This is a genomic window from Streptomyces kryoterrae, assembly GCF_054072135.1.
In genome coordinates, this window is record NZ_CM133358.1 from 8,161,820 (window position 1) to 8,188,747 (window position 26,928).

22 protein-coding genes are annotated in these 26,928 nt (G+C 71.0%); 9 read left to right on the plus strand and 13 right to left on the minus strand.

Features of this window, described 5'->3' with window-relative positions; translation table 11 throughout:
* Window positions 1–44 precede the first annotated feature (44 nt).
* From ACW4TU_RS36260 to ACW4TU_RS36270, 3 genes are all read right to left on the minus strand, one after another.
* Window positions 45–1,172, minus strand: a complete 1,128-nt coding sequence (locus ACW4TU_RS36260; protein WP_457420300.1) for a GNAT family N-acetyltransferase — start codon at window positions 1,170–1,172, stop codon at window positions 45–47.
* 13 nt (window positions 1,173–1,185) lie between these two features.
* A complete protein-coding gene (locus tag ACW4TU_RS36265) occupies window positions 1,186–1,635 on the minus strand; it encodes a hypothetical protein (protein WP_457420302.1) in 450 nt (149 codons plus the stop codon).
* A 218-nt stretch (window positions 1,636–1,853) separates the two neighbouring features.
* Window positions 1,854–3,065 carry a S8 family peptidase gene (locus ACW4TU_RS36270; RefSeq protein ID WP_457420304.1) on the minus strand — a complete coding sequence of 404 codons (1,212 nt, stop codon included), beginning with the start codon at window positions 3,063–3,065 and terminating at the stop codon, window positions 1,854–1,856.
* A 310-nt stretch (window positions 3,066–3,375) separates the two neighbouring features.
* Here ACW4TU_RS36270 and ACW4TU_RS36275 point away from each other — a divergent pair, with 310 nt between their 5' ends.
* On the plus strand, window positions 3,376–4,182 hold the full coding sequence (locus ACW4TU_RS36275; RefSeq protein ID WP_457420306.1) for an SGNH/GDSL hydrolase family protein: 807 nt from the start codon (window positions 3,376–3,378) through the stop codon (window positions 4,180–4,182).
* 27 nt (window positions 4,183–4,209) lie between these two features.
* On the opposite strand, the gene ACW4TU_RS36280 is transcribed toward ACW4TU_RS36275, so the two are convergent.
* From ACW4TU_RS36280 to ACW4TU_RS36295, 4 genes are all read right to left on the minus strand, one after another.
* On the minus strand, window positions 4,210–5,859 hold the full coding sequence (locus ACW4TU_RS36280; RefSeq protein ID WP_457420308.1) for a serine/threonine-protein kinase: 1,650 nt from the start codon (window positions 5,857–5,859) through the stop codon (window positions 4,210–4,212).
* A gap of 92 nt (window positions 5,860–5,951) precedes the next feature.
* Window positions 5,952–7,709 carry a nickel transporter gene (locus ACW4TU_RS36285; RefSeq protein WP_457420310.1) on the minus strand — a complete coding sequence of 586 codons (1,758 nt, stop codon included), beginning with the start codon at window positions 7,707–7,709 and terminating at the stop codon, window positions 5,952–5,954.
* Window positions 7,706–9,781, minus strand: coding sequence for a tetratricopeptide repeat protein (locus tag ACW4TU_RS36290; RefSeq protein WP_457420312.1), 2,076 nt, complete (start codon window positions 9,779–9,781; stop codon window positions 7,706–7,708). The genes ACW4TU_RS36285 and ACW4TU_RS36290 overlap by 4 nt, the downstream gene beginning before the upstream one ends.
* A 156-nt stretch (window positions 9,782–9,937) precedes the next feature.
* On the minus strand, window positions 9,938–11,476 hold the full coding sequence (locus ACW4TU_RS36295; protein WP_457420314.1) for a DUF4331 domain-containing protein: 1,539 nt from the start codon (window positions 11,474–11,476) through the stop codon (window positions 9,938–9,940).
* Window positions 11,477–11,712: 236 nt separating this feature from the next.
* Here ACW4TU_RS36295 and ACW4TU_RS36300 point away from each other — a divergent pair, with 236 nt between their 5' ends.
* From ACW4TU_RS36300 to ACW4TU_RS36310, 3 genes are all read left to right on the plus strand, one after another.
* A complete protein-coding gene (locus ACW4TU_RS36300; protein ID WP_164317835.1) occupies window positions 11,713–12,255 on the plus strand; it encodes an ECF RNA polymerase sigma factor SigK in 543 nt (180 codons plus the stop codon).
* Window positions 12,252–13,100, plus strand: coding sequence for an anti-sigma factor (locus ACW4TU_RS36305; protein WP_457420316.1), 849 nt, complete (start codon window positions 12,252–12,254; stop codon window positions 13,098–13,100). Before ACW4TU_RS36300 ends, ACW4TU_RS36305 begins: the two co-directional genes overlap by 4 nt.
* 115 nt (window positions 13,101–13,215) lie before the next feature.
* Window positions 13,216–13,485, plus strand: coding sequence for a hypothetical protein (locus ACW4TU_RS36310; RefSeq protein ID WP_389357649.1), 270 nt, complete (start codon window positions 13,216–13,218; stop codon window positions 13,483–13,485).
* 104 nt (window positions 13,486–13,589) lie between these two features.
* Here the strand turns inward: ACW4TU_RS36310 and ACW4TU_RS36315 are convergent, their stop codons facing one another.
* The 3 genes from ACW4TU_RS36315 to ACW4TU_RS36325 form a co-directional block, all read right to left on the minus strand.
* Window positions 13,590–14,792 (minus strand): CaiB/BaiF CoA transferase family protein, encoded by a 1,203-nt coding sequence (locus tag ACW4TU_RS36315; protein ID WP_457420318.1) that lies wholly within the window; start codon window positions 14,790–14,792, stop codon window positions 13,590–13,592.
* Between the two features lie 228 nt (window positions 14,793–15,020).
* Complete coding sequence (locus tag ACW4TU_RS36320; protein WP_457430498.1) at window positions 15,021–15,773, minus strand: ABC transporter permease; 753 nt, start codon at window positions 15,771–15,773, stop codon at window positions 15,021–15,023.
* A gap of 56 nt (window positions 15,774–15,829) precedes the next feature.
* Window positions 15,830–16,774: an ATP-binding cassette domain-containing protein gene (locus ACW4TU_RS36325; protein WP_457420320.1), complete on the minus strand. Its 945-nt coding sequence runs from the start codon at window positions 16,772–16,774 to the stop codon at window positions 15,830–15,832.
* A gap of 64 nt (window positions 16,775–16,838) precedes the next feature.
* Here ACW4TU_RS36325 and ACW4TU_RS36330 point away from each other — a divergent pair, with 64 nt between their 5' ends.
* Window positions 16,839–17,552 (plus strand): TetR/AcrR family transcriptional regulator C-terminal domain-containing protein, encoded by a 714-nt coding sequence (locus ACW4TU_RS36330; protein WP_457420322.1) that lies wholly within the window; start codon window positions 16,839–16,841, stop codon window positions 17,550–17,552.
* Window positions 17,553–17,643: 91 nt separating this feature from the next.
* Here the strand turns inward: ACW4TU_RS36330 and ACW4TU_RS36335 are convergent, their stop codons facing one another.
* From ACW4TU_RS36335 to hmgA, 3 genes are read right to left on the minus strand one after another with little or no spacing between them, the layout of a single operon-like run.
* Window positions 17,644–18,819 (minus strand): type ISP restriction/modification enzyme, encoded by a 1,176-nt coding sequence (locus ACW4TU_RS36335; protein WP_457420324.1) that lies wholly within the window; start codon window positions 18,817–18,819, stop codon window positions 17,644–17,646.
* Between the two features lie 27 nt (window positions 18,820–18,846).
* The gene (locus ACW4TU_RS36340) at window positions 18,847–19,596 is read right to left on the minus strand and encodes a GntR family transcriptional regulator (RefSeq protein WP_457420326.1); all 750 of its coding nucleotides are present in this window, start codon (window positions 19,594–19,596) and stop codon (window positions 18,847–18,849) included.
* A gap of 27 nt (window positions 19,597–19,623) precedes the next feature.
* Window positions 19,624–20,940, minus strand: coding sequence for a homogentisate 1,2-dioxygenase (gene hmgA / locus ACW4TU_RS36345; RefSeq protein WP_457420328.1), 1,317 nt, complete (start codon window positions 20,938–20,940; stop codon window positions 19,624–19,626).
* 119 nt (window positions 20,941–21,059) lie between these two features.
* Here hmgA and ACW4TU_RS36350 point away from each other — a divergent pair, with 119 nt between their 5' ends.
* The 4 genes from ACW4TU_RS36350 to ACW4TU_RS36365 all read left to right on the plus strand — a co-directional run bounded on the left by ACW4TU_RS36350 (window position 21,060) and on the right by ACW4TU_RS36365 (window position 26,909).
* On the plus strand, window positions 21,060–21,677 hold the full coding sequence (locus ACW4TU_RS36350) for a TetR/AcrR family transcriptional regulator (protein WP_457430500.1): 618 nt from the start codon (window positions 21,060–21,062) through the stop codon (window positions 21,675–21,677).
* Between the two features lie 127 nt (window positions 21,678–21,804).
* Window positions 21,805–24,072: a molybdopterin oxidoreductase family protein gene (locus ACW4TU_RS36355; protein ID WP_457420330.1), complete on the plus strand. Its 2,268-nt coding sequence runs from the start codon at window positions 21,805–21,807 to the stop codon at window positions 24,070–24,072.
* A gap of 122 nt (window positions 24,073–24,194) precedes the next feature.
* Window positions 24,195–25,637 (plus strand): CitMHS family transporter, encoded by a 1,443-nt coding sequence (locus tag ACW4TU_RS36360; protein WP_457420332.1) that lies wholly within the window; start codon window positions 24,195–24,197, stop codon window positions 25,635–25,637.
* Between the two features lie 51 nt (window positions 25,638–25,688).
* Complete coding sequence (locus ACW4TU_RS36365) at window positions 25,689–26,909, plus strand: MFS transporter (protein ID WP_457420334.1); 1,221 nt, start codon at window positions 25,689–25,691, stop codon at window positions 26,907–26,909.
* The last annotated feature ends 19 nt before the right edge of the window (window positions 26,910–26,928 follow it).

Genomic DNA, 26,928 nt, shown 5'->3' on the forward strand with positions numbered 1-26,928 from the left:
CTGAAAAGAGGTCGCACGTTTTTGTTGGTTTGACCGTTACGCAACTACTTTGATCGATTTCTGGAACGGAGCTGCCCCATCCGTTTCAGTGCCCGGTCCGCCGGCCCGAAGAGCTCCGGCCGTGACAGCACCACGTTGCGCAGCGCCCGCACCGGAGCGCGCCGGGCCCGATGTCCGGCCGCCACGGGATGACGACGTGTCACCCACCCCTCGGACACCATGAGTTCACGTGTTTTCAGGGAGTCCTTGTACTCCTTCTGCCCCCGGCCCAGATCCAGGTACGCGATACCGTCGGCGGCTGCCGCCTCCGCCATCCGCAGATGCAGGATCAGCCCCGGCGAGTACTTCGAGTACGCCGGGTCGTACGCCGGGAACCAGCAGGCCAGTACGCGTTCCGTACGCAGCCCGAAGTGGGCGGCGATCGGCCTGCCGTCGGCGTAGAGCACCGACAGGATGCCCGCGAACGGGTCGGAACGGGTGTGGAAGAGCTGCTGCACGAGCCGGGTGATCCAGGCGTGCGCGAACCGGTCGCTGCGGCCGGTCCTGCGGTACTGGGCGGACTTCCATGCCATCAGCCTGGTCAGCGCCTCGGGATCGCGCTCGTCGTGCACATAGCGGACCTCGCCGACGTCCCGGCCGAGTCTGCGCTCCTTGGCGAGCGTCGTGCGCGTGAACTTCGGGGAGCGTGCCCGGAGTCCGGCCAGATAGGTCTCGTACCCCTGGTCGACGTCCATCACCGGGGACGGGAAGGTGGCGGAGGCCCCGGCCTCGAACGGCGCCTGACCCCCCACCAGATGGTCGAACTCCCACACCGCGAGCCCGCAGGCCCGCAGCAACTCCCGTGCGTCCCAGTCGAATCCGGGACGGTGGACCAGCCCCTGGCAGTCGGAGACGCCGAGCCCGATCGCCCGGCCGACGCCGCCGGTGGATCTCTGGAACGGGAAGAACGCGGCAGGTTCCCCGCCCTCGTGGAGCACCGCTATGCGTACGCCGCGTCTGCAGCGGCCGATCGCGAGCGTGAACTCCGGGGACAGGAAGGGGTTGGCCAGTTCGGGCGAGCCGTGCAGATGGGCCTTGGCCTGCAACGCAGTCCAGGCGGCCCGGTCGGCGGCGGTCAGTTCACCGGGCCGGTGCACGGTGAGGGTCACATCGGGAGTCGGATTGCGAGCCACGTCACCAGCCACGTCAGGGGGTCCGTCTTCTCGCCGTACGGCCGCGCTGTCGCCGTACCGGAACCAGAGCCAGAACCAGCAGGAGGATCAGCGCGCTGATCACGGTCACGGCCACGACGCCACCGCGGACCGACCACCGGTGTGTCGCCAGCATGCCCTGGGCGACCAGGAGATCGAGTGCGACCGCCGCCGCCACGGACGTCACGATCCTGCCGAACGGCTCCAGTCCGCGCAGCGCGGCTCCCACGGCGACCGCCGGCGCGGCGAGAAGGAAGAACAGTGTGAGGGGGCCGCGCAGCGGCGAGGCGGTGTCGGTCAGCGCGAGGGCCGCGCCGAAGGCCGCTACGGCCACGACCACGCCCGTGAGCAGCGGGAACAGGTCCTTTCCCAGGCCCTGTTCCGAAGACTGACCGCCGCCAGGTCCGCTCCCGGACGAAGGCGGCTTGATACGTATGGTCCGCATGGGCGACTTTGCCCCCCGACGCGCCGGATGCCGGGCTTCAATGTCGCGCAGCGGGACGGACGAGTCAAGATGCGCAACCCTGCGCCACCCGGCCCGAATGCGTACACGGCGTTCCCCGGAGGGGAACGAAGAGGTGAACGGACGGGTTCCCCGGAGGCGCCGACTGCCTCCGGGGAACTGCCGTTCGGGATGGGCGGGTTACCGGTGTGGGACGGGTGTCAGGAGACGAGCTTCAGCAGGCGGTTCGGGGAGCCGGTGCCCGGGCTGGTGACCTTGCCGGTGGTGGCGCCGCCCGTGAGGGCCGTGGCGACCTGGGCCGGGGTGGCCGAGGTGTGGCCCGCGAGGTAGACCGCCGCCGCACCCGCGACGTGCGGGGTGGCCATCGACGTACCCGAGATCGTGTTCGTCGCGGTGTCGCTGGTGTTCCAGCCCGCCGTGATCGAGGAACCTGGGGCGAAGATGTCCAGGATCGAGCCGTAGTTGGAGTAGCTGGCCCGGGCGTCCGTGCTGGTGGTGGCGCCGACCGTGATGGCCGCCGCGACCCGCGCGGGGGAGTAGGAGGAGGCGTTGGCACTGCTGTTGCCGGCCGCGACCGCGTAGGTCACGCCGCTGGCTATGGAGTTGGAGACCGCGGTGTCCAGCGAGGTGGAGGCGCCGCCGCCGAGGGACATGTTGGCGACCGAGGGGCCGCTGTGGTTGGCGGTCACCCAGTCGATGCCCGCGATGACACCGGCCGTGGTGCCCGAGCCGGCGTTGTCGAGCACCCGGACCGCCACGATCTTCGCCGCCTTGGCGACACCGTACGTCGACCCCGCGATGGTGGTGGCGACGTGCGTGCCGTGGCCGTTGCCGTCCTGCGCGACGCTGTCGCCGTCCACGGCGTCGTAGCCGTTGGCGGCCCGGCCGCTGATCTGGGAGTGCGTGATGCGTACGCCGGTGTCGATGACGTACGCCGTCACCCCGGCGCCGGCCGTGTCCGGGTAGGTGTAGGTGCCGGACAGCGGCAGGGCGGCCTGGTCGATGCGGTCGAGGCCCCAGGGGGCGCTGGACTGCGTGGCGTCGACGTGCACCGTCTGGTTCTGCTCGACGGCGGCCACCGCGGGGTCGGCGGCGAGTCTGCGGGCCTCGGCCGCGGAAAGGGTCGCCGTGTAGCCGTTCAGCGCGGTGCTGAACGTCTTCTTCACCGTGCCGCCGTACTCCTTGATCAGGCTCTTGCCGGCGCTCGACGCGGACTTGAGGCCCGCCGTCTTCTTGAGCGTGACGATGTAGCTGTCCTTGACGGCTGTGGGGGAGCCGGCGGCCAGCACCTTGCCCTCGGCGGGTGCCGGGGCTGCCTGGGCGGGGAGCGCGGTGAATCCGCCGACGAGAGCGGCGGCTGCGGCGACGGTGGTCGCGGCGGTCCTGATCTTCTTGCTGCGCAGTTGTGCCATGACGAGGGAGTCCTCCTCTGGGGCAGCACACGCCTGGGTGGGGGCGCGTCTGTGGGGGATGCCCGCGGGTGCGGGCACAACCCGGAGCGTCGCGTTCCGCCCGGGCTGAGGTAAAGGCTCGGTCATGAACGGGAGTTGCTCAAGGGGCTGAGCGGCTTGTCACATGCATGTCATGAGCAGGCAATCGAAGGCAATGTGGGTGCGGGTGATCCACCCCTTTAGTGGCGGAAAAGTCTTGGCATGGACACTTCCGGTCAACACGCGTAGTTGATACGAACGTTGTGGCAGAGATCCTGCTAATGGAGGCTTCATGAGACATTCCCGAATCACGGCATGCATGATCTCGCTCCTCCTCGCCGGCGCCGCCGCCCTCACAGGGGCAACATCGGCGCAGGCGTCCCAACTCGCCGCCCCCACCGGCTATGTGGCCCTCGGCGACTCCTACTCCTCTGGGGTCGGCTCGGGCAGCTACATCGGCTCCAGCGGCGACTGCAAGCGCAGCACGAAGGCGTACCCGTACCTCTGGGCCGCCGCCCATTCACCCTCGAGCTTCAACTTCACGGCCTGCTCGGGCGCCCGAACGGGTGATGTTCTGGCGAACCAGCTGACCCCGCTCGGCGCCTCCACGGGCCTCGTCTCGATCAGCGTCGGCGGCAACGACGCGGGCTTCGCCGACGTCATGTCGACCTGTGTGCTCCAGTCCGACAGTTCCTGCCTCGCCCGTATCAACACCGCGCGGGCGTACGTCGATTCGACCCTCCCCGGTCAGCTCGACGCCGTGTACGACGCCATCAGCTCCCGGGCGCCGGGCGCCCATGTGGTCGTCCTGGGCTACCCGCGCTTCTACAAGCTCGGGCAGACCTGCCTGGGCCTCTCCGAGGCAAAGCGCTCCGCGATCAACGGCGCGTCCGACTACCTGAACAGCGCGCTCGCCAAGAGGGCCGCCGACCACGGTTTCACCTTCGGTGACATCAAGGCGGCCTTCACCGGTCACGAACTCTGCTCGGGCAGCTCGTGGCTGCACAGCCTCAACCTGCTCAACATCGGCGAGTCCTACCACCCGACGGCCGCCGGCCAGTCGGGCGGCTATCTGCCGACGTTCACCAGCGCCGCCTGACAGCCTGACTGCCCGACCGGCGTCCGTTCAGGGCGTACCGGAGGGAGTGACAGCGGGAGAGGGGACCCCGTCCGTCGGGGTCCCCGTCTCGCAGGTCACCGAGAACGGCACGGAGTTGGACTTCACGCTCACCGGGTCGCGGACCTCCACGCCGATCGCGTTCTCGATCGTCCCGCTCTCGTCGTACGTCGTCACGAAGACCTTGTTCTCCTTGGTCTTCCCGCCGCCCGCCGGGAACGACAGCGTCCGCCAGCCCTCCTCCGGAGCCTTGCCCGTCTCCGTCACCCAGCGGTAGAAGACCTTCGTGGGCACGTTGCCCACCGTGAACGTCGCCGTGAAGGCGGGCGCCTGGGCTTCGGGCGGCGGACAGGTCCCCGAGTAGTCGGTGCCCGTTCCGACCACGTCGACCTCCACGGTCTGCGGCGGCTGCGAGGTCTCCTCGCTGTCACTGCTGCTCGGAGTGGGGCTCGTCTCCTCGTCGCCGGAGTCGCTGGGGCTGTTCTTCGGTGAACTCGCCGCGCCCGTACCGTGATTGCTCTGCTGTGTGCTGCTGCCGGCGCCGGCATCGGTACCGTCCCCGCCCTTGTCGCGGTTCAGCAGCGCGTACGTCAGTCCGGCGATCGCCAGTGCGATGGCGGCGAGGCCCGCGACCAGGACGACGGCCGCCCGGCGGTTGCGATCCCGTTCGCCCGGGCGGGTGGTCGGGGGAGTGTCCGAGGGAGGCGGCACGGGCCCGGTCGCGGCCGTGGGAACGGGCATCGGCTGCGGGGGCGTCGCCGGGTGCTGCGGGAAGGCCGCCGCGATCGGCGGCGTGTACGGGGCCGTCCGGAGGGTGTCCGCGTGCAGGGCGCCTCCGGCCCCGATGATCCGCAGATCCTGCTCGGCCTGCCCGGCGGGAAGACGGTCGGCCGGATCCTTGCGCAGCAGCCCCTCGATGACGGGCGTCAGCGGCCCCGCCCGGAGCGGCGGCGGCAACTCCTCGTCCACGATGGCGCGCAGGGTGCTGAGTGGGGTGTTCTGCCGGAAGGGCGAGTTGCCCTCGACCGCCGCGTACAGCAGCACACCGAGCGACCACAGGTCTGACTCGGGGCCGGGGGTGCGCCCCAACGCCCGTTCGGGCGCGAGGAATTCGGGGGAGCCGATGAGCTCGCCGGTCATGGTGAGGGCCGAACTGCCCTCGACCGTCGCGATCCCGAAGTCGGTGAGCACCACCCGGCCGTCGTTGGACAGCAGTACGTTGGCCGGCTTCACGTCCCGGTGCAGCACTCCGGCCTCGTGCGCGGCCCGCAGCGCGGAGAGCACCTCGGCGCCGATGTGCGCGGCCCGCTGCGGGGACAACGGGCCCTCGGCGTCCAGCTGATCGGCGAGCGAGAGCCCGCGGACCACCTCCATGACGATCCAGGGCCGGCCCCCGTCGGTCGCCACGTCGTACACCGTCACGACGTTCCGGTTGGAGACGCGGGCCGCGGCCCAGGCCTCGCGCTCCAGTCGGGCATACAGCCGTTCGACCTCGGAGGTGGCCAGTCCGGCGGGCGCGCGCACCTCCTTGACGGCGACCTCGCGGTGCAGCACCTCGTCGCGGGCCAGCCACACCGTGCCCATACCGCCCTCGCCGAGCGGTGAGAGCAGCCGGTAGCGGCCCGCGATCACACGTTCACTGCCCGGTTCCTCGGACACGGACGTCCCCCCATCGCAGCCGCGCGTTCACGGATTCGGTCTCATTGCACGCCGATTTTCTGCACTCCGCCTGATTTCTTACCAAAAGTAGCTCAGCCGAGTGCGGATGCCGCCCCCTTGAGCACCAATCCGGCTCCCAGTGCGACAACGAGGAACGCGGACGCCAGCGGCGCGGTACGCCGGACGAGCGCGAGCATCGGACCGCCGGCCAGCCCCGGGCGCCGGTCCAGCAGCCGGTTGGCCCCGCTCCCCAGCCGCACGACGAGGAATCCGGCCCCGGTGAGGGTGAGCGCGAGCCCGACCCCGTACGCCAGCACGAGCAGGAACCCGAACCACGCCTTCCCCAGCGCGGCGGCCCCGACCAGCACGACCACGGCCGACGGACTCGGCACCAGCCCACCGGCGAACCCGAGCAGGATCGTGCCGCGCAGGGTGGGTGCGATGTCGTGCGTGTGGGTGAAGCCGCCGTGGGCGTGTTCGAGGGTGGTGCGGTCGTGCTTGTGCTTGTCCTTGTGGTCATGGCTGTGGTGGTCGTGGTCGTGGCCGTGCTCATGCCCGTGCCCGTGGTCGTGCTGGTGGTCATGGTCATGCCCGGGGTCGTGCACATGTGCGGGAGCTGCAGCGGGTGCGGGGGTGGCTGCGGTGTCCGAGTGCGCGTGGGCGTGCGATGCGTGGGCGAGGACCAGTTCGCGTTCCGGTGCCTTGTCGGCGTGGGTGTGGCTGTGGGGGTGGTCGTGACCGTGGTCGTGGTCGTGGTCGTGCGGATGAGGGTGCGGCTGGGGGGCGACGTGCGTGCGCTCGTGTGCGCGCTGGCGCCAGGCCCGCCGTGTCAGGGTCAGGCCCGCCCCCGTCACCAGCACACCGCTCGCCACGCCCAGCCAGGCGATCACCGAGGGCGCCGCCGCCGAACCGGCCGTCACCAGCAGGCCCAGGGCGACCACACCCAGCGTATGGGTGACCGTCACCGAGGCCGCCAGCGGCATGACGTCGCGCAGGCGGGCCTTGCCGCCCCGGGCGGCTGCCGTGGCCGCCATCAGGGTCTTGCCGTGGCCCGGGGCGAGCGCGTGCATCGCGCCGAGGAAGATCGCGATGACGAGGGCCAGCGCGGCGAAACCGACCGTGAGGTCGTGCCGGGCCACCAGGGAGTCCAGCGCGCGCGTCCACCGGTCGGCGCCGCGCGGGAGCACGGAGGACGCCGGTGCCGCCTTCTCGCCGCTCTCGGCGAGGGCCGGGCCGCCCGGGCGCGCCTGGACGGCCGCCGTCGCGGTGTCGGCCGGCGAGGAGAGCAACTCCTGTGGATAGCTGGTCAGTTCACCGGACACCGACTTCTTCGGTACGTCGGACTCGGCGAGCGTCATCCGGTCGCCGCGCGCGGTGATCTCCCGCCAGCCGGGCCCCGACTCGATCCCCGCACTGTGGAACCCGACGGCGAGGGTGTCCCCGTCGGCGACCTCGGGGAGGGTGGCCGTGAGTTCGCACTCCACGCGCAGGGTGTTGAGGCCCGCCTGACCGGGGCGCGCGCTCGCCTTGGCGCTGCCGACGGAGAGCGGGACCGTACGGCCTGCGACGGTGACCTTGCTGCCCCGCGCGGCGGTGGCGCACCGCTGCCCGGCCCAGTCGGTCAGGCCCAGCTTCGCGATGTCGGGCTTGGCCTGGGTCGCCGGGATCTCCGCGAGGTCCTCGACATGAGCGACCCGCAGCTGCCCCGGGGCGACGACGAGACCGTCGTACCGGTTGACGGTGAAGTTGCCGAGCGGATGCGCGCTCGCGGCCGAGGCAGGAACCAGTACGAGCGCGCAGGCGGCCGTGAACACGGCGGCACCGGCGGCGGCCGAACGACGGGGCTTCACTTCGCCGCCTCCAGGGAGTTGAGAGCCGTACGGGCCTTGCGGGCGCCCAACGGAGAGAAACCGGGGTTGAGTTCGAGGGCGGCGGAGAGCGAGGCGCGGGCATCCTTCGGGTGGCCCGTGGCCTGCTCGATCATGCCGCGGTGGTAGATGAAGGAGGCGTTGCGGTAGCCGGTCGCGGTGGCGCGGCGGGCGTACGGGAGCGCCTTCTCGTCCTGGCCGTTGACGTGCAGTGCCCAGGCGAGGGCGTCGGCCGTGTGCACGGTCTCGCGGCGGGCCCACTCGGCGCGGGCCGCGCGCAGCGCCGACTTCCGGTCGCCGTGGTCGGCGGCGGCGAGCGCGGTGTCCAGGTCGGCGTTGACGCCGTTGGCGCGGGCGATGGCCGTCCAGGCGTTGACGAGCGCGTACTGGTCGCGGGCCTTGGCCAAGTCGCCCTCGCCGCCCCGGACTTCGTACAGCTCGCCGAGTTCCACGAGCGGACCGGGCAGCGGATAGTGGGAGACGACGTCCTCCATGCCCTTGATCGCCCCGGCCCGGTCGCCGTCGGCGAACTGGGCGCGGGCACGGCCCTCGAGCGCCGGAAGGTAGTTGTCGTCGGCGGCCAGGGCGCGGGCGTAGTGCTCCAGGGCGGACTTGTACTCGCCCTGGTTCCAGGCGAGTTGCCCGAGCGCGGTGGACACGTACGCGATGTCCCCGCGGGAGGTGGCGGAGTCGAGTGCCTGCTCCAGCACGCGCCGGGCGGTGCTGACGTCCCCGCGCAGCTCGCGCACATACGCGTACCGGGTGAAGACAGGCACCCCGGGCCGCTTGGCGTCGGCCTCGTCGGTGGCCTTCAACGCCTCGTCGTAGCGCCCGAGTTCGACCAGAGCGTCGATACGGGTGGACAGGGCGCGCTCGCTGTAGGGGTTCTGCGCGAGGGCCTGGTCCGAGTACTTGAGGGCGCCGGGAAAGTCATGGCGGGCGGCGGCGAGGGCGGCGCGCCCGGCGAGAGCGGGGTCGTTGCCGGGCTCCAGTTCAAGTGACCGGTTCAGCGCCTGCTGGGCCTGCGGATACCGGGAGGGATCGCCCTTGGTACGGGCCTGCTCGACATACGCGAGGCCGAGAGTGGCCCAGCTGCCGAAGTCCTTGGGCTGCGCCCGGAGATGGGCCTGGAGGGACGCGATGCTCGCGCCGATGTCCCCACTCGCGAGCAGCGCCGGAGACATCGCGGCCGGCGCCGACGCGACGGTGGCGGTTCCGCCCCCGTCCCGAACGGCACCCAGGACCACGGCCCCGGCGGTGAACGCCACCGCCAACGCGGCGGCACAGGCGCCGAGTTGCACCGCCCGCCACCGTCGCGAAGAGTCCCCGAGCCGCCGGACAGCGGCGACCCGCTCGTCGGAGGCGGGGGTGGGGGACGACCGGTCGGGGGAGACGTCCGGCGCGTCCTCGGCCGCCGTGTCGCCCGCGCCTTCGGGCGAGGCTTCGGCGCCGGGGGCCGCGGACGCCTCGCGGGTGCTGGGCGCGAGGTCGGCCTGCGGCGCCTTCCGGGACTCCGGAGCGGCTTCGGCCGCCGGGGTCTTTCGACCGGCGGCGGACGCGGCGAGGACTCCGGAGTCCTGCACGGAGCTGTTCGGCTCGGAGGCCGGCCCGCCAGGCAGCGCGTGTGCGCGGTCGGCGTCCGGCCCTGCCTTGGCTGCCTCGGTGGTGTTGCCCGGTTCGCTCTTGGTCCGCCCGGTCGTGTGCGTGTCACCGGCCCCCTGCACGGAGCCGTCGCGCTCGTCGGCCGGCCCGGCAGGCAGCGCATGTGTGTGGTCGGCGTCCGGCCCTGCCTTGGCTGCCTCGGTGGTGCCGGCCGGGCGGCCCACGCCCGGCGAGGCCGTGTCCGTGGGGACGCCGGCCGGCCCGGTGTTGCCCGGGCCGCGAAGCGCCGCGTCGGCGCGTCCATCGGTGCCGCCGGCCTTCACCGTGGCGAGGATGTCGGCCGCCCCCGCCGTGTCGGTCGGCCGGCTGCCGAGCTCACGGCCCGGTCGCGTGAGTGGCGCCTGCGGCGCCTGCTCGCGGTCCGGTGCGTTGTCGTTCGTACGCGGGGGCATGCCCTCTCCTCAAGGTTCCTGGGCGGGTCATCTGCGGGGGAAGCGGGTCAACCGCCCGGGTGGGGCCGGGAGTTGACGGGTGTGACGCGGCCCGCGCCGTGGGGGATGGATACGAGCGGGCCGCGCCAGTATGCGGGGGTGAGAACGGATCGCGGGTCAGTAAGCCCGGTTCCCCATGTTCCGGCGCCACCACACGAATCCAGCGGTGAGCAGCAGGAACCCTGCCGCACCGGCCGCCGCCGAACCGGCGATCAGCATGGTGTCGGTGCCACCGGAGGTACCGGCGGGCTGCAGCGCGTCACCGAGCTGGCTGCGGACGTCGTTGGTGCCGGTGGTGCCCTTGGCGAGCGGACCGCGCGAACCCTCGGTCGGCAGAGCCACGTACGGGAAGTACTTCTCGAAGCTCTTGTCGTTCTTGTCGACCGCGTCGCCGAGGTCGTTCTTCGCGCCGACCAGCTCACCCTCGACGACCTGGAGCGAGGCGTCGATCACGTCGTCCGTCAGACGACGGCCGTTCGGGAAGCCCGCGTTGTCACCGTCGAGGACACCGAGACGCTTGGGGTGCATGGACGGGGCGATCGAGGTGTTGAGACGCAGTTCCTCGGCCGGAGTCACGTACGGCGGCTGGTTGAGACCCTTCACACCCTTGAGGAAGACGTCCACCAGGTCGTTGCGCGGCTCCTTGGGCGCGGGGATCTTGTAGATCGCCTCGATGAGCTTCGGCAGCTCGGGGTTGGTCACGTTCTTCAGGAACTGGGCGTCGTCGTACGGCGAGGACGCGTTGAACTTGTCCTTGTCCTTGATGGGGTTGACGACCTCGTTGACGAGCGGCATGCCCAGTCGCGAGACCTGGGAGTAGTAACCGCTGGCGTTCTTGCGCTGGGTCGTCGACCAGATACCGACGATCGGCTGCTTCGACGACTCCGTGATCATGTGCGTCGGCACCTGGAGCGCGATCGAGTTGACGTTGTAGCCCTTGAGCGTGTCGTTGCCGACCTCGGAGAGGTTCCCGCCGTACAGCAGGTCGAAGACGCGCAGGTCCAGGAAGAACGGGTCGTCGGCCTGGCCGGCGAACGTGGTCGAACCGTTCGTCAGCTTGTGGATGGCCTGGTCGCGCAGCTTCTTGTAGTTCGGCATCGACGCCTTGCCGACGTTCGACGGAGCGACCGGAACGTCGTCGGCGATCTTCGTCTTGTACTTCTCGTGCTTGTTCTTGAGCTTGATCAGCTCGATGTCGTACGTCTGCGTGATGTTGAGGTCCGGGTCGTACAGGCTGTCGACCGCACCCGTGTTGTACAGGAACGTCTTCTTGTTCTTCACATGCGTCTTGAAGGTGTAGCGGAACAGGATGTCGTCCTGCGCGTCACCGTCGTTGTCGATGTGGAGGTCGTACTGCGCGTCCTCGGCGAACTGGAAGAAGTTCGGGCCGCCGGCCGGCTCCTCGAACGGGATCCAGTTCGCGACGATCGTCGTCGTGTCCTTCTTGTCCGGGCTCACGAACGCGTACACGTCCGTGTTGTCGTACTGCGGTGTGCCCGAGATCAGCGGAGCCTCGCGGTGGCTGGAGGCGGATGCCGCACCCGGTACGAGCGCGGTGACGCCGGCGGCTGCGAGCCCACCGGCGGCCAGCGCACCACAAATCAGGGTCGCGATGCTCCTGCGCCGCGCGCCGCCCTTGGAGATGGTTGTCGTCATACCGTCCGTCCTCACCGTGTCAACTTGCCTGACGACGAGGATTCGGAGCCCTCCCGGATGCGGATTGGTCGAATCTGAAAACTTTCTTGAAAACGTTTGGGAGGCGACCGGCCCGCGTTCCGGGCCGGCAGATCCGTACCCATCCGGACACGGGTTCGCTTCGAATGCCTAAGGTGACGGTGACAAGCGTGATGGAGCGGGGAGGGGCCGTGTGCGGCCATAGAGAGGGGACGCGGGTGGGAGCGGACGAGCTTCTGGTTCTCGTGGCCGGGGGAGACCAGAAGGCCTTCGAGGAGCTGTACGGGATCGTGTCGGGGCCGGTGTTCGGACTGGTGCGGCGCGTGGTGCGGGACCCGGCGCAGTCGGAGGAGGTGTCCCAGGAGGTCCTGCTCGAACTCTGGCGCTCCTCGCCCCGGTTCGACCCCAGGAAGGGAAGCGCCCTGTCCTGGATACTCACGCTCGCGCACCGCCGGGCCGTCGACCGGGTGCGCAGCGCCCGCGCGGCCGGGGAGCGCGAGCAGCGCGACGCCGAGCGCTCCCACCGTCCCGCCTTCGACCATGTCGCCGAGGAGGTCGAGGCCGGCCTCGAACGCGAATGGGTGCGCCACTGCCTGGACCGGCTGACCACCCTGCAACGCCAGTCGGTCACCCTCGCCTACTACGACGGCTACACATACCGTGAGGTGGCGGAGCGGCTCTCGCTCCCACTGGGCACGGTGAAGACACGGATGCGCGACGGACTGACCCGGCTGCGCGAATGCCTGGGAGGTGTCGCATGAGCGTGCTCGGCAGACTGTTCCGCCGCGAGGATCTCCATTCGCTCGCCGCCCCCTACGCCCTCGACGCCCTGGATCCCGACGAGCGGCGCCGCTTCGACAAGCATCTGGCCCGCTGCGACGCCTGTACGGCCGAGGTGCGGCTGCTGTCCGAGGACGCGGTCCGGCTGGCCTGGTCCACGGCCGCGCCGCCCCCGTTCGCCATGCGCGACCGGGTCCTGTCCGCCGTACGCGTGACTCCGCAGGAGTCTCCGGGCCACTCCCCGGTGCGTGCCCCCGGCCGCTCCGCCGAGGCGCCCCGCAGGCGGAGCCACCAACTGCCGGCGCACGTGTGGGGCACCGAGCCGCCACCCGTCCGCCGTGCGCCCCGCGTGCGCCCCATGTTCGCCCCGCTGGCCACGCTCACGGCGGCAGCCGCCCTCGTCGTCGCCGCGCTGTTCGCCGTGCAGAACACGCAGACCCAGGACAAGCTGGACACCGCGCAGGCCCAGGCACGTGAGATTGCCGACGTTCTGTCGGCTCCCGACGCGCGATCGACCACCGACCGGGACGCGAAGGGCCAGGGGATCACCGCGATCGCCTCCGCCTCCGAGGGGCGCGCGGTGGTGACCCTCAGTGGGTACGGGGAATTGCCGAGCGACCGCGTGCACCAACTGTGGCTCATGCGCCCTGATGTGCAACCGCGCTCCCTGGGACTCTTCAAGGGCGACACGCCCTTGGTCGCGACCGGTCTCGACAAGTCGGCCACATCACTCGCTGTGACCGTCGAGCCGGACGGGGGCTCAGAGCAGCCCACCAGCGCACCAGTTGTCCAACTCGCCCTGGAATCGGTTGGATTCGGAGAGTAATCGTCAACGCCCTTGTGGGGAAGGTGAATCCTGTGACCGAGATACACGAGTGCCCCGGGGGAGCGATAGGGTTAACCTGCCCGGGCCGGGTGGACTTGTACGGGTGGGGAGTGACATGGAACAGATAACGATGCACAGCAGGGCACGCGTCCCTGCGATCACGTGCGGGAGCAGTGCGACCAAGGCGCGCCTCGACCGCCATCTCTCGGTGCTGTCGGGACCCGCCGTCCCGCAGCGTGAGACGGCGGAGGCGACCTCGCTGATGCGCGAACTCACCTCGCGGGACACCGTGAAGCAGCGCAGCGACCTCGGCACGCGTGTCAGCAGGCTCTCGCTCTTCGCCCCGCTGCGCCGCCTGAGCCGCACCCTGTTCGGCGGTCGCTGAGCGGGCTGAACGGACCGTACCGGCGTCCATACGCCGTCAACGGTTCACCGACTCCGTCTGCTGTCTGTCGTCCGGTCGTTCGTCCCGTCGTTCCATGCCCGTGCTCAGGCGGCCACACCGTCCCGGCGCAGCGCTGCGATCTCCTCGCCCGTCATCCCCACGGCACGCAGCAGCGCCTCGGTGTGCTCCCCGAGCGCGGGCACATCACCCATCCGCGCCTCGACCCCGCCCGGCAGGGTGATCGGGGGCAGCAGCGCCCGCAACGGCCCCACCGGTGACCCCACCTCCCGCCACCGGTCCCGCGCCGCGAACTGCGGATGCTCGGCCACCTCCTGTACGTCCCGGAGTCGCGCGCACGCGATCCCGGCACTTTCCAGCCGCTCCAGTGCCTCGTCGACCTCCAGCGCGCCGAGGGCCGCGGCCACGAGGGCGTCGGTCAGCTCCCGGTTCCCGACCCGCGCCGCGTTCGTCGCGTACGCCGGATCGGAGCCCAACTCGGGCCGCCCCAGCACCTGTTCGGCCAGCCGCCGCCACTCCCGGTCGTTCTGCACCGACAGCAGTACCCGGCCGCCGTCCGCCGTCGGGTAGGCGTCGTACGGGGAGATGACGGCGTGCGCGAGGCCGGTGCGCGCCGGGGGAGTGCCGTCGTGCATCGCATGGTGGAGCGGGTGCCCCATCCACTCGGCGAGCGAGTCCAGCATCGACACCTCCACCGGCCCGCCCCGCCCGGTCACGCCCCGCCGTACGAGGGCCGCCAGCACCCCGGAGAACGCGTACATGCCGGCCGCGATGTCCGCCGCCGGGATCCCGGCCTTCACCGGCTGCTCGGGCGTCCCGGTGACCGACACCAGCCCGGCCTCGCACTGCACGAGCATGTCGTAGGCCCGTTTGCCGGCGTACGGTCCCGACGGCCCGTATCCCGAGATGTCCACGGCGATCAGCCGGGGGTGTGCGGCGCAGAGGGTGGCCGCGTCGAGGCCGAGGCGGGCGGCGGCGCCGTGGGCGAGGTTCTGGACGAACACGTCGGCGTCGGAGATCAGCCGCCGTACGACGGCGAGCCCGCGAGGATCCTTGACGTCGAGGGCGAGGGACTCCTTCCCGCGGTTGCACCACACGAAGTGCGAGGCGAGGCCGTGGGCGGTGGTGTCGTACGCCCGTGCGAAGTCGCCGCCGTCCACGCGCTCGATCTTGATGACCCGGGCGCCGAGGTCGGCGAGCTGGCGGGTGGCGAAGGGGGCGGCGACGGCTTGTTCGAGGGCGATGACGGTGAGGCCGGTGAGGGGGAGGGGTTCCATGCGGGGGATCATGTCGGTTTTTCGCCCCCGCCGCCCCTACCCGTCCCGTACCTGGGGGCTGCGCCCCCAGACCCCCGCTTCGGCCCTGAAGGGGCCTCGTCCTCAATCTCCCCCAGAGGGGGGACCCCCAACGGGCTGAAAATCAGCCCCTCCGGCGTTTGAGGAGCGGGGGTTCGGGGGCAGCGCCCCCGAGGACGGGACGGGTAGGGGCGGCGGGGGCGAGAACGAACGCCTGGACGGTCAGCCTTCACCGTCCGCGTACCGCCGTACAGCCAGGGGCAGGAACACCGCGACCAGCACCCCGCACCACACCAGCGCCCCGGCGACAGGGTGGACGACCGGCCACGCGCCGTCCCCGGGGACCTCCGCGTTGCCGAACAGACTCCGCATCGCCGTCGCGACCGCGCTGATCGGGTTCCACTCGGCCGACGTCCGCAACCACCCCGGCAGACCGTCCGTCGGGATGTACGCGTTCGACAGCAGCGGCAGGACGAAGGTCGCCCCGCCCAGCTGACCGGCCGCCTCCTCGCTCCGGGAGAGCAGCCCGAGGTAGATCCCGATCCACGTCGTGGCGAACCGGAAGAGCAGCAACAGCCCCACTGCACCCGCCGCCCGCAGCACAGACCCCTCGACGCGCCACCCCACCGCGAGCCCGACGAGGAGCAGGGGCACCGTCCCCGCGGCGGTCACCACGAGGTCCGCCAGAGCCTGCCCCATCGGTACGGCGGCCCGGCTGATCGGCAGCGTACGCAGCCGGTCGGTCACGCCCCGGTGGGTGTCCTGGGCCGCCTGGAACATCCCGGTCATGATGCCGTTGGCGGCGGTCGCCACCAGCAACCCCGGTACCAGGAAGGCCCGGTAGTCCTCGCCGGGCATCGCGAGGGCGCTGCCGAAGACGTACCCGAAGAACAGCAGCATGGTGATCGGCATGGACTGGGTGAGGATCAACAGCCCCGGGTTGTGCCGCAGCCGCCGCAGATGCCGGCCCAGCATGGCCGTACCGTCGTATGCCAGGGCCGAGGCCGCGGACGTCGCGGATGTCAACGTGCTCACGCGGCAAGCTCCTTGCGTTCCGTCAGCCGGAGGAACACGTCGTCGAGGGTCGGCGGGCGCAGACTCACGTCGAGCAACGCGACGCCCGCGGTGTCGAGTTCGCGCACCAGCCGGGGAAGGGTGAGCGTCGGGTCGGTGGTGACCGCGCCGACGGTGAGCCGGTCCTGGTCCAGCGCGGGTTCGCTACCGGTGAGTTGGTCGAGGATCCCGGCGGCGTCGAGCAGCGCACCGGCATCGGCGACCACGACCTCGGCGTACGAGCCGATGAGCGCCTTGAGTTGGGCCGGTGATCCGGTGTGGGCGACCCTGCCGTGCTCCACGAGGGCGATCTCGTCGGCGAGTTGGTCGGCCTCCTCCAGGTACTGGGTGGTCAGCAGCACAGTCGTACCCTCGTCCTTGAGCCCGCGCACGGCCGCCCAGATCTGGTTGCGGGCAGCGGGGTCGAGCCCCGTCGTCGGCTCGTCCAGGAAGAGCACCTCGGGCCGCTTCACCAGGCTCGCCGCGAGGTCGAGGCGGCGGCGCATGCCGCCCGAGTAGGTGGACGCGGGCCGGTCGGCGGCCTCCGCCAGTCCGAAGCGGCTCAGCAGTTCGTCGGCGCGCGCGACGGGCCCCCCGACCCGGTGCAGCCGGGCGAAGAGCCGTAGGTTCTCGCGTCCGGTGAGGTCCCCGTCCACCGACGCGTTCTGCCCGGTGACGCCGATCCGGCGCCTTACGGCAGCCGCCTCCCGCACGAGGTCGTGCCCCGCGATACGCGCCGAGCCCGCGTCGGGCCGCAGCAGCGTGGTGAGCAGCCGTACAGCCGTGGTCTTGCCCGCTCCGTTCGGCCCGAGCAGGCCGCACACGGACCCCTTCTCCACGGCCAGGTCGAGCCCGCGCACGGCATGGACCTTTCCGAAGGTCTTCTCCAGCCCCTCACTAAGTACAGCGTACGTAGTTTTCATGGAGTGACCATAGCGCACTACGTACGCCGTACGTAACTACGATGGGTGGTCGAGGTGATGATCAATGGCCGGCCGAGCCGCCGTACCCGAAGTGATCTGGACGCGTCCCGAACGTGCGGGCCGGGGTCCGAAGGCCGCGTACAGCCGCGCGGACATCGCGGCCGCCGCGGTGCGGATCGCGGACGCGGAGGGGCTCGACGCGGCCTCGATGCGGCATGTCGCGGCCGAACTCGGCTGCGGCACGATGTCGCTGTACAACTACGTCCCCCGCAAGGAGGACCTGTACGAGCTGATGGTTGACGCCATCAGTGGCGAGCACGAGCTGTGGGAGCCGTCGGGCGACTGGCGCGCCGACATGCTCCGGGTGGCCCATCAGACACGCGCTCTCATGCGGCGCCATCCCTGGCTGCCGCGTCTGATGTCCCCGGTCTACGGCTTCAGCCCCAACGCCCTGCGCTACCTCGAACACTGTCTGAGCTGCCTCGACTCGTTCGACGCCCCCTACGGCACGAAGTTCGAGCTGATCGCGATGCTCAACGGCCTGGTGACGACGTACGTCGGCAACGAGTTGGCGACGGCCGAGCGGGCGCGGTCCCTGCCGTGGTCGGAGGAGCAGGAGAACGCGATGCGGATCGGATATCTCGGGGGGCGGGTGGCGAGCGGGGCGTATCCGCGGCTGGCGGCGGCGTTCATGCAGGACGCGGGGCCGATTGATCTGGAGGCGGTGTTCGAGCGGATGCTCTTGCGGGTGCTTGACGGGTTCACGCCGCGGGAGTGAGGTTTCCTTGCGGGGTGCGGATTCGTCGTGGTCGGTCGCGCCCACGCGGCGGAGCCGCACGATGTCACGACTCCGCGCCCTGATCGTTCGGTCAGATGAGCGTGAACTGGCCTTCCGGGCCCTCTTCGTGATGGTCCAGAACCGATGCCGGCCGGCGTGACCTGTCAGGTACCGGGAGCACGCCCGCCGTCCGCAGCTCGCTCGCCGTGATCGGGTCCGTCACCGTCAACTCGGCCTGCTGCGGGCGCAGTTCCGCCAGCAGCGCCAGTACCGTGATCAGTTCCAGCAGCTCGGAGGTCCAGGGCTGCGGCCAGGTCGCCGGACGGATCGCCTCCAGGGTCCCGGGCTCGGCGGGACCTGGCACCCGCACCGCCAACCACTGCTCCAGCACCCGCACTCCACCCGCCTCGAAGTCCCACGCCTCGGGCGGTACGGGGGAGATCCGGCCGTCGTCGACCTGGAGGGTCTCCTCGGCGCGGTCGTAGTGGACGGTGACCGGGCGGGAGGGCAGCGGCGCGCGTACGTACGGGCGACGTCCGCCGGGCAGCTTGGGTCGGTCTCCGTCCCGGCGCGTCAGCCACAGCACCCGGCGGCCCAGCCCGACGCCCCGGGACCAGAGTTCGGGGTCGGCGGTGAGCGGGACGGTGAGGCCCGGGCGTACCGCCGCCAGGGTCCAGGCGAGGATGTCGAGCGGGTCGGGGCGGTGACCGAGGCGGTCGGTGAGGTGGTCCAGCAGGCCCGGGGCCAGGTTGGGTTCGGCGCCGTCGGGGCGCCGGTAGAGCGGGCGGATCCGGCCTGGGCGGACCAGCGGCAGCAGGCCCGAGGTGACCAGCAGGGGCCCGCCGGAGTCCGTCGCCGTACTCGCCGCCTCGACGACGAACACCTGCCGTTCGTCCGCCACCCGCCACAACTCAGGGCGCGCCGCGTCGATCAGCCGGTGGTCCGGGATCAGCCACTGCTCGTCGAAGGGCGCCCGCAGGACCCGTACCGGCTCCGCACAGGGGCCGGTGGCGCGGGCGAGCTTCTCCGTGCCGCTGGGCCGGCCCGGGAGCTGCCCGACCGCCGAATGCGTGGTGCGTGAGCGTGTCGGCTCGAACAGGGCCTCGCGGTCCGGCCCTTCGGACTTCAGAAGGGCGTCCCAGCGGGCCTTCAAGGATGCGGCGTCGGGGGCCGCCGGCCACCCCCGGCCCAGCCGTGGCGGTGCGACGGACCACGGCATGAGGTCCGCGAGCAGCGCGGCGTCGTCGTCGGGCGTCACGCTCGGCATCGTACGACGCCGCCTCCTCGCTCTGTTCTAGGTCGCGTCCAGAGTCACCGTGAACGAGAAGCGGTCGCCGCGGTAGTGGATGACCGCGACGTCCACGACCCGGCCCGTCCCGTCGTACGCGACGCCCGTGTAGTGCAGGATCGGGCTGAGCAGCGGGACCCGGAGCAGCCGGGCCGTCTCGGGGTCCGCGAGGCGGGCCTGGACGGTGTCCGTGATGCGGCTGATGTCCACGCCCACCACGTCCCGCAGCACCTTGGTCATCGGCCGGCGGAGCAGGTCGCGCCGGTCGATGCGCTCGGCGAGTTCCGGACGGACGTAGTTGCGGGCGTGGTTGGTCGGTTCGCCGGTCTCCTCGTCGCCGCGCAGCCGGTGGTACGTGGCCACCTCCACGAGATCCGGGAAGTACTCGGCGAGTTCGGTGGGGACGGGTGCGCTGCCGTGGCCGAGGAGTTCGGTGGTCATGCCGGACTGCTGGGCGACGATCGCGTCGACCGAGCCCAGGAGCCGTACGGGAGCGCCGCGTCGGGCGTCCGGCTCGATGAACGTGCCGCGCCTGCGGTGGCGGCTGATCAGCCCCTCGTCCTCCAGCTCCTTCAGCGCCTGCCGCATGGTCAGCACACTCACGCCGTAGTGCTCCGCCAACTGCTCCTCGGTGGGCAGCCGCAGCGGGTCCCGCGCCGAGCGGCCGAGGATCGAGGCGCGCAGGGACTGCGAAACCTGGTACCAGAGCGGCAGTTTGCGGTTCAGGACGATCGAGTCCGGGGCGAAGGAGGTCACGGAGGTATCCGTACCGGTCGGCAACGCTCAGCGCAACGGACGGAAGTGCCGCTGGAGGCCCGACCACACGTCGTCGTACCCGGGTTGCAGATGCTCCGCCCGCGCCGCCTGTGCCGTCAGGGTCAGCGGCCACCGTGTCTCGAACATGAACGCCAGCCCGTCATCGACCTTCTGGGGCCGCAGCTCGGCCGCGCTGGCCCGGTCGAAGGTCTCCCGGTCGGGCCCGTGCGCGGACATCATGTTGTGCAGCGAGCCGCCCCCGGGCCGGAACCCCTCCGCCTTCGCGTCGTAGGCGCCCTCGATCAGCCCCATGTACTCGCTCATCACGTTCCGGTGGAAGTACGGCGGCCGGAAGGTGTCCTCGCCCACCAGCCAGCGCGGCGCGAAGACGACGAAGTCGATGCCCGCGAGTCCGGGAGTGTCCGACGGCGACGTCAGCACAGTGAAGATCGACGGGTCCGGGTGGTCGTACGAGAGACTGCCGAGGACGTTGAAGCGGCGCAGGTCGTACACGTACGGGACATGGTTGCCGTGCCAGGCGACGACGTCGAGCGGGGAGTGGTCGTAGACGGCCGTCCAGAGGTTGCCGCAGAACTTGTTGACCACCTCCACCGGACCCTCGACGTCTTCGTACGCCGCGACCGGCGCCCGGAAGTCCCGTGCGTTCGCCAGCCCGTTGGCGCCGATCGGGCCGAGGTCGGGGAGCCGGAAGGGGGCGCCGTAGTTCTCGCACACGTAACCGCGGGCCGAGGCGTCGATCAGCTCCACCCGGAAGCGCACCCCGCGAGGGACCAGCGCGACATGGCCGGGCTCGACGAACAGCGGCCCGAACTCGGTGCGCAGCAGCAGCCCGCCGGCCTCCGGGACGATCAGCAGCTCCCCGTCGGCGTCGCTGAACACCCGCTCCATCGAGGAGTCGGCGTGGTAGAGGTGCACGGCCATGCCGCTGCGCTGCGTGGCGTCGCCGTTGCCGCCGAGGGTCCACAGGCCCGCCAGGAAGTCCGTCCCGGCCGGGGGCTCGGGCAGCGGATCCCAGCGCAGCCGGTTCGGATCGGGCACGGATTCCGTGAAGGGTGCCGTGCGGATCGAGCCGTTGTCGGTGGGGGTGAACGGGGGATGCGCGGCCGAGGGGCGGATGCGGTACAGCCAGGAGCGGCGGTTGTGGGCGCGGGGCTCGGTGAACGCCGTACCGCTGAGCTGCTCGGCGTAGAGACCGAGGGGGGCGCGCTGCGGCGAGTTGCGGCCCTCGGGCAGAGCGCCGGGGACGGCCTCCGAGCTGTGCTCGTTGCCGAAACCGGAGAGCCAGTCCAGCTCCCCGGCTGCCTTCCTCGCGTCCCCGCTCATCTGTGCTCCCTCGTTCCCTGACCCTCATTCCTATGCTTCACCGTAGGATTCGGCGTTCGCGGGCGCAAGGGGGGGGAAAGTCAGGGGTGAGGTTCACCGGATCGTCGGGGAACGGCATGATGAATCCCGTGCCCCCAGCGACCTCGCTACGTCGTGCGCCCGTACAGCGGCGCAGTGCCGAACGGCTGACCAGAATCCTCGACGCCTGCGCCGACCTTCTCGACGAGGTCGGCTACGACGCCCTGAGCACCCGGGCGGTGGCGATACGCGCCGGCGTCCCCATAGGCTCCGTGTACCGCTTCTTCGGCAACAAGCGCGCCATGGCGGACGCGCTGGCCCAGCGGAACCTGGAGCGCTACATCACGCGCGTCACCGAGCGCCTGGGGCAGGAGACCGGGGGTGGCTGGCGCGGGGCCATGGACGCCGTGCTCGACGAGTACCTGGCCATGAAGCGGACCGCGCCGGGTTTCTCGCTCGTCGACTTCGGCAACCAGATCCCGGTCGGCAAACGCGACGCCGGCCCCAACCACCGGGTCGCCGACACCCTCACCGCCCTCCTTTCCGACGTCATCGACCGTGAACCGGACGACGACCTGCGCCGTATGTTCCTGGTCGCCGTCGAGACCGCCGACACCCTGGTCCACCTGGCCTTCCGGGTCGCCCCGGAGGGGGACGAGCGGATCATCACGGAGGCGCGGGAACTGTTGCGGGCGTATCTGGCGCGGGTGCTCGACTGAGGCTCCCGGCCGGCTCGCCCGGGCCGGCCGAGGTGGGTACGCGTAACCCCTCCCCTCCATCCCTACCGGTCGGTATGCTCGGCTCCATCCGTGCGTCACCGTTGCCGCCACCCACCCGGGAGGACCCGTGTCCAGCCCCACCGACTCCCGTACCGAGTCCCGCACCGCCCTGCGCGTCTGCCCCCTGTGCGAGGCCACCTGCGGACTGACGCTCACCATCGAGAGCGGCCGGGTCACCGGGGCTCGCGGTGACCGCGACGACGTGTTCAGCAAGGGGTTCATCTGCCCCAAGGGCGCCTCCTTCGGAGCCCTCGACAGCGACCCCGACCGGCTGCGCACCCCTCTGGTGCGCCGGGACGGCGAGTTGCGCGAGGCGAGCTGGGCGGAGGCCTTCGACGCCGTCGCCGCCGGCCTCCGGGGCGTGGTCGAGCGGTACGGGCCGCACTCCGTCGGAACCGTCTTCGGGAATCCGAACGTGCACACCATGGCCGGGGCGCTCTACCCGCCGGTGCTGCTCGCCGGCCTCGGTACCCACAGCGTCTTCACCGCCTCCACGGTCGACCAGATGCCCAAGCACGTCTCCAGCGGGCTGCTCTACGGCGACGCCAACGCGATCCCCGTACCCGACCTCGACCACACCGACCACCTGCTGATCATCGGCGCCAACCCCCTTGAGTCCAACGGGAGTCTGTGCACGGCGCCCGACTTCCCCGGCAAGCTCAAGGCCCTCAGGGCGCGCGGTGGCACGCTCACCGTCATCGACCCGCGCCGCACCCGCACCGCCGGGCTCGCCGACCGGCACATCGCGATCCGCCCCGGCACGGACGCCCTGCTGCTCGCCGCGATGACCTACGTCCTCTTCGACGAACAGCTCGTCGACCTGGGCGAGTTGGCGCCGCACGTCCAGGGCGTCGACGAACTGGCCGCATCGGTAAGGGACTTCACGCCCGACGCCGTCGCCGAGGCATGTGACGTGGACGCCGACACCATCCGCGCCCTCGCCCGTGAACTCGCCGCCGCGCCCACCGCCGCCGTCTACGGCCGTATCGGCAGTTGCACCGTCCCGCACGGCACCCTCGCCAGCTGGCTGGTCGACGTCCTCGACATCCTCACCGGCAACCTCGACCGGCCCGGCGGCGCCCTCTTCCCGCAGGCGGCCACCGACCGCACACCCCGGCCGGCCGGACCCAGTCACGGGTTCGCGCTGGGCCGCTGGCACTCACGGGTCGGTCGGCACCCGGAGGCGAAGGGCGAGTTGCCGCTCTCCGTGCTCGCCGAGGAGATCGACACCACCACGGCCGAGGGTGAGCCGATCCGCGCCCTCGTCGTCGTCGCCGCCAACCCCGTCCTGTCCGCACCCGACGGCAACAGGCTCGACAGGGCGCTGGACTCGCTGGACTTCATGGTCAGCGTCGATCCCTACCTGAACGAGACCTCGCGGCACGCGCACGTCGTGCTGCCGCCGCCCCCGCCCTCGCAGAGCCCCCACCACGACTTCGCCTTCAACACCCTCGCCGTCCGCAACCAGGTCCGCTACAACCGCCCCGCCGTCCCCCTGGAGCCGGACAGGATGGCCGAGACCGAGATCCTCGCGCGGATCGTCCTGGCCGCGACCGGTATGCACGGGGCCGACCCCGCCGCCGTGGACGCCATGGTCATCGACCAGACCCTCGGCAAGGCCGTCAAGGAACGCCATTCCCCGGTCCACGGCCGCGACCCCCAGCAGCTCGCCAAGGAACTCGACGGCGACACCGGCCCCGAGCGCCGCCTCGACCTGATGCTGCGCCTGGGCCCGTACGGCGACGGCTTCGGCGTACGGCCGGACGGTCTGAACCTGGCGAAAGTGCTCGCCCACCCGCACGGCATCGACCTCGGGCCGCTCCAGCCACGCCTGCCGCAGCCGCTCAAGACACGCAGCGGGAAGATCGAACTGCTGCCGCAGCCCATCGCCGACGACCTGCCGCGTCTGCGCGAGGCCCTGCGCGAACGCCCCGCCGGGATCGTGCTCATCGGGCGCCGGCATCTCCGCTCCAACAACAGCTGGATGCACAACATCCCCGCGCTCACCGGCGGCACCAACCGCTGCACCCTGCACATCCACCCCGAGGACGCCGCCCGCCTCGGCGTGCTCGACGGAGCCCCCGTGCGGATCAAGGGCGCCGGGGGAGAGGTGGTGGCCCCCGCCGAGATCACCGACGTCGTACGGCGTGGGGTCGTCAGCCTGCCCCACGGGTGGGGACACGACCGGCCCGGCACCCGCCTCTCGCACGCCGCCGTCGACCCCGGTGTCAACGTCAACCAGGTCCTTGACGGCAGTCTTCTCGACCCGCTGTCGGGCAACGCCGTACTGAATGGTGTACCCATCGAACTGGCGCCAGCAGGCACAACGCTGTGACCTGGAGTTTTGCGCTTATTGCTCGCGCGTCAACATCTTGTTAAGACTTGTGGGGCCGACCTAACGTCAACGCACTGCCGACTCCGGTGGGAGTTCAAGGGCGAACGTTAGGTAACCCACTCATGTTGACCATCCTGGGCTTCACGATGATCGCGACCTTCCTGGTCCTGATCATGCTGAAGAAGATGTCGCCGATCGCGGCGCTCGTACTGATCCCGGCCCTCTTCTGCGTTTTCGTCGGGAAGGGCGCCAAGCTCGGTGACTACGTCATCGACGGCGTCACCAGCCTCGCCCCCACCGCGGCGATGCTCATGTTCGCGATCGTCTACTTCGGTGTGATGATCGACGTCGGCCTCTTCGACCCGATCGTCCGGGGGATCCTGAAGTTCGCCAAGGCCGATCCGCTGCGCATAGTCGTCGGCACGGCGATCCTCGCGGCGATCGTGTCCCTCGACGGCGACGGCTCGACCACCTTCATGATCACGGTCTCGGCGATGTACCCCCTGTACAAGCGTCTCAAGATGAGCCTCGTCGTGATGACCGGCGTCGCCGCGATGGCCAACGGTGTGATGAACACCCTGCCCTGGGGCGGACCGACGGCCCGTGCCGCGACGGCCCTGAAGCTGGACGCCAGCGACATCTTCGTCCCGATGATCCCGGCACTCGCCGTCGGCCTGGCCTTCGTCATCGCCCTCTCGTACGTCCTCGGCCGCCGCGAGCGCAATCGGCTCGGCGTGCTCACCCTGGACGCGGTCCTGGTCGAGGAGCCGGAGCAGAAGTCGGAGACCGTGCTCGTCGGCGCCGGTTCGGGCGTGAAGTCGGCCGTGGGATCCGGCGCGGGCGACTCGGCCGCGCCCACCGGCGGTGCGGGTACCGAGGGCACCACCGGCAGCGGCACCACCGACGATGACGACGACCGGTTGCTGAAGGTCCTCGACCCGAACCGCACCACCCTGCGCCCCAAGCTCTACTGGTTCAACGCGCTCCTCACGGTCACCCTGCTCACCGCCATGATCATGGAGTGGCTGCCGATCCCGGTGCTGTTCCTGCTCGGTGCCGCGCTCGCTCTCACGGTCAACTTCCCGCACATGCCCGACCAGAAGGCCCGCCTCGGCGCCCACGCCGAGAACGTCCTCAACGTCTCCGGCATGGTCTTCGCCGCCGCCGTCTTCACCGGCGTCCTCAAAGGCACCGGCATGGTCGACCACATGGCCCGCTGGCTCGTCGACAACATCCCCGACGGCATGGGCCCGCACATGGCCTTCGTCACCGGCCTGCTGAGTATCCCGCTCACCTACTTCATGTCGAACGACGGCTTCTACTTCGGTGTCCTGCCGGTGCTCGCCGAGGCCGGCGCGGCCCACGGCGTCTCCCCCCTGGAGATCGCCCGCGCCTCCCTCATCGCGCAGCCCCTGCACATGTCCAGCCCCCTGGTCCCGGCCGTCTACGTTCTCGTCGGCATGGCGAAGGTCGAGTTCGGCGACCACACCAGGTTCGTGGTCAAGTGGGCCGTACTGACCTCGCTGGCCATCCTCGGGGCAGGCATCCTGTTCGGCATCATCTGACCGGCATCCCCACCGCAACTGATCCGCGCATCCGTCCGGAAGGACAACACCATGAGGCCCGGTGGGAACCGCGGCTGGCTGCTCCGCCTCGTCATCGCCTTCAGCTTCACGCAGGGGGCGGTGTCGATGGCCCGGCCCGCCGTCTCCTACCGGGCTCTCGCGCTGGGCGCCGACGAGCGGGCGATCGGCGTGATCGCCGCCGCGTACGCACTCCTCCCGCTCTTCGCCGCCGTACCGCTGGGCCGCCGCACCGACCACGGCCGCTGCGCACCCCTGCTGACCGTCGGCGCCGTCCTGATCTCCGGCGGCTGCGCCCTCGGCGCCACCGCGAACTCCCTTGCCGCGATGGCCGCGTGGAGCGGGGTGACGGGCCTCGGCCACCTCTGCTTCGTCATCGGCGGCCAGTCGCTCGTCGCCCGCCGGTCCGCCCCGCACGAGCAGGACCGCAACTTCGGCCACTTCACCATCGGCGTCTCGCTCGGCCAGTTCATCGGCCCGATCGCGGCGGGCGCGTTGATCGGCGGCCACGACATGGCGGCCACCAGCGCCCGCGCCCTGCTGGTCGCGGGCGGTGTCGCCGCGTTGTCGTTCACGTCGTTGTGGCGCGTCGAGGACCCTGCGGCCGTCAAGTCCCGTACGGAGCAGGGCGATCGCGTCCCCGTGCACCGCATCCTGCGCACCCGGGGTGTCCCCGCGGGCATCTTCGTCAGCCTCGCGGTACTGTCCGCGACCGACATCCTCACCGCCTACCTTCCGGTGGTCGGCGAGCACCGGGGCATCGCGCCCGCGGTGATCGGCGTACTGCTCGGACTGCGCGCCGCGGCCACCATCGCGTGCCGTCTGGTGCTGACACCCCTGCTCCGGCTGCTCGGCCGGCGCCTCCTGCTCACCGTGACCTGTCTGCTGGCGGCGGTGCTGTGCGCGGGGATCGCGCTGCCGGTGCCGGTGTGGGGGCTGGCCCTCATGCTCGCGGCACTCGGCTTCTGCCTGGGCGTCGGGCAGCCGCTGTCGATGACGACGGTCGTCCAGGCAGCCCCGGCCGGCGCCCGGTCCACCGCCCTCGCCCTGCGCCTGACCGGAAACCGGCTCGGCCAGGTCGTCGCGCCCGCCACGGCCGGTCTGGCCGCCGGGGTCACGGGCGTGGCGGCGCCGTTCGTGATGCTCGGCGCGCTGCTGTTGCTGGCGGCGGGGACAGCGGTGCGCTCGTCGGTCCCGCAGGTGTCGGTGAAGAAGCCGGAGACGTCCGGAAGGGTGATGTCCGACGGGTCGTAGGGCGGGGCTTCCGTCTTTG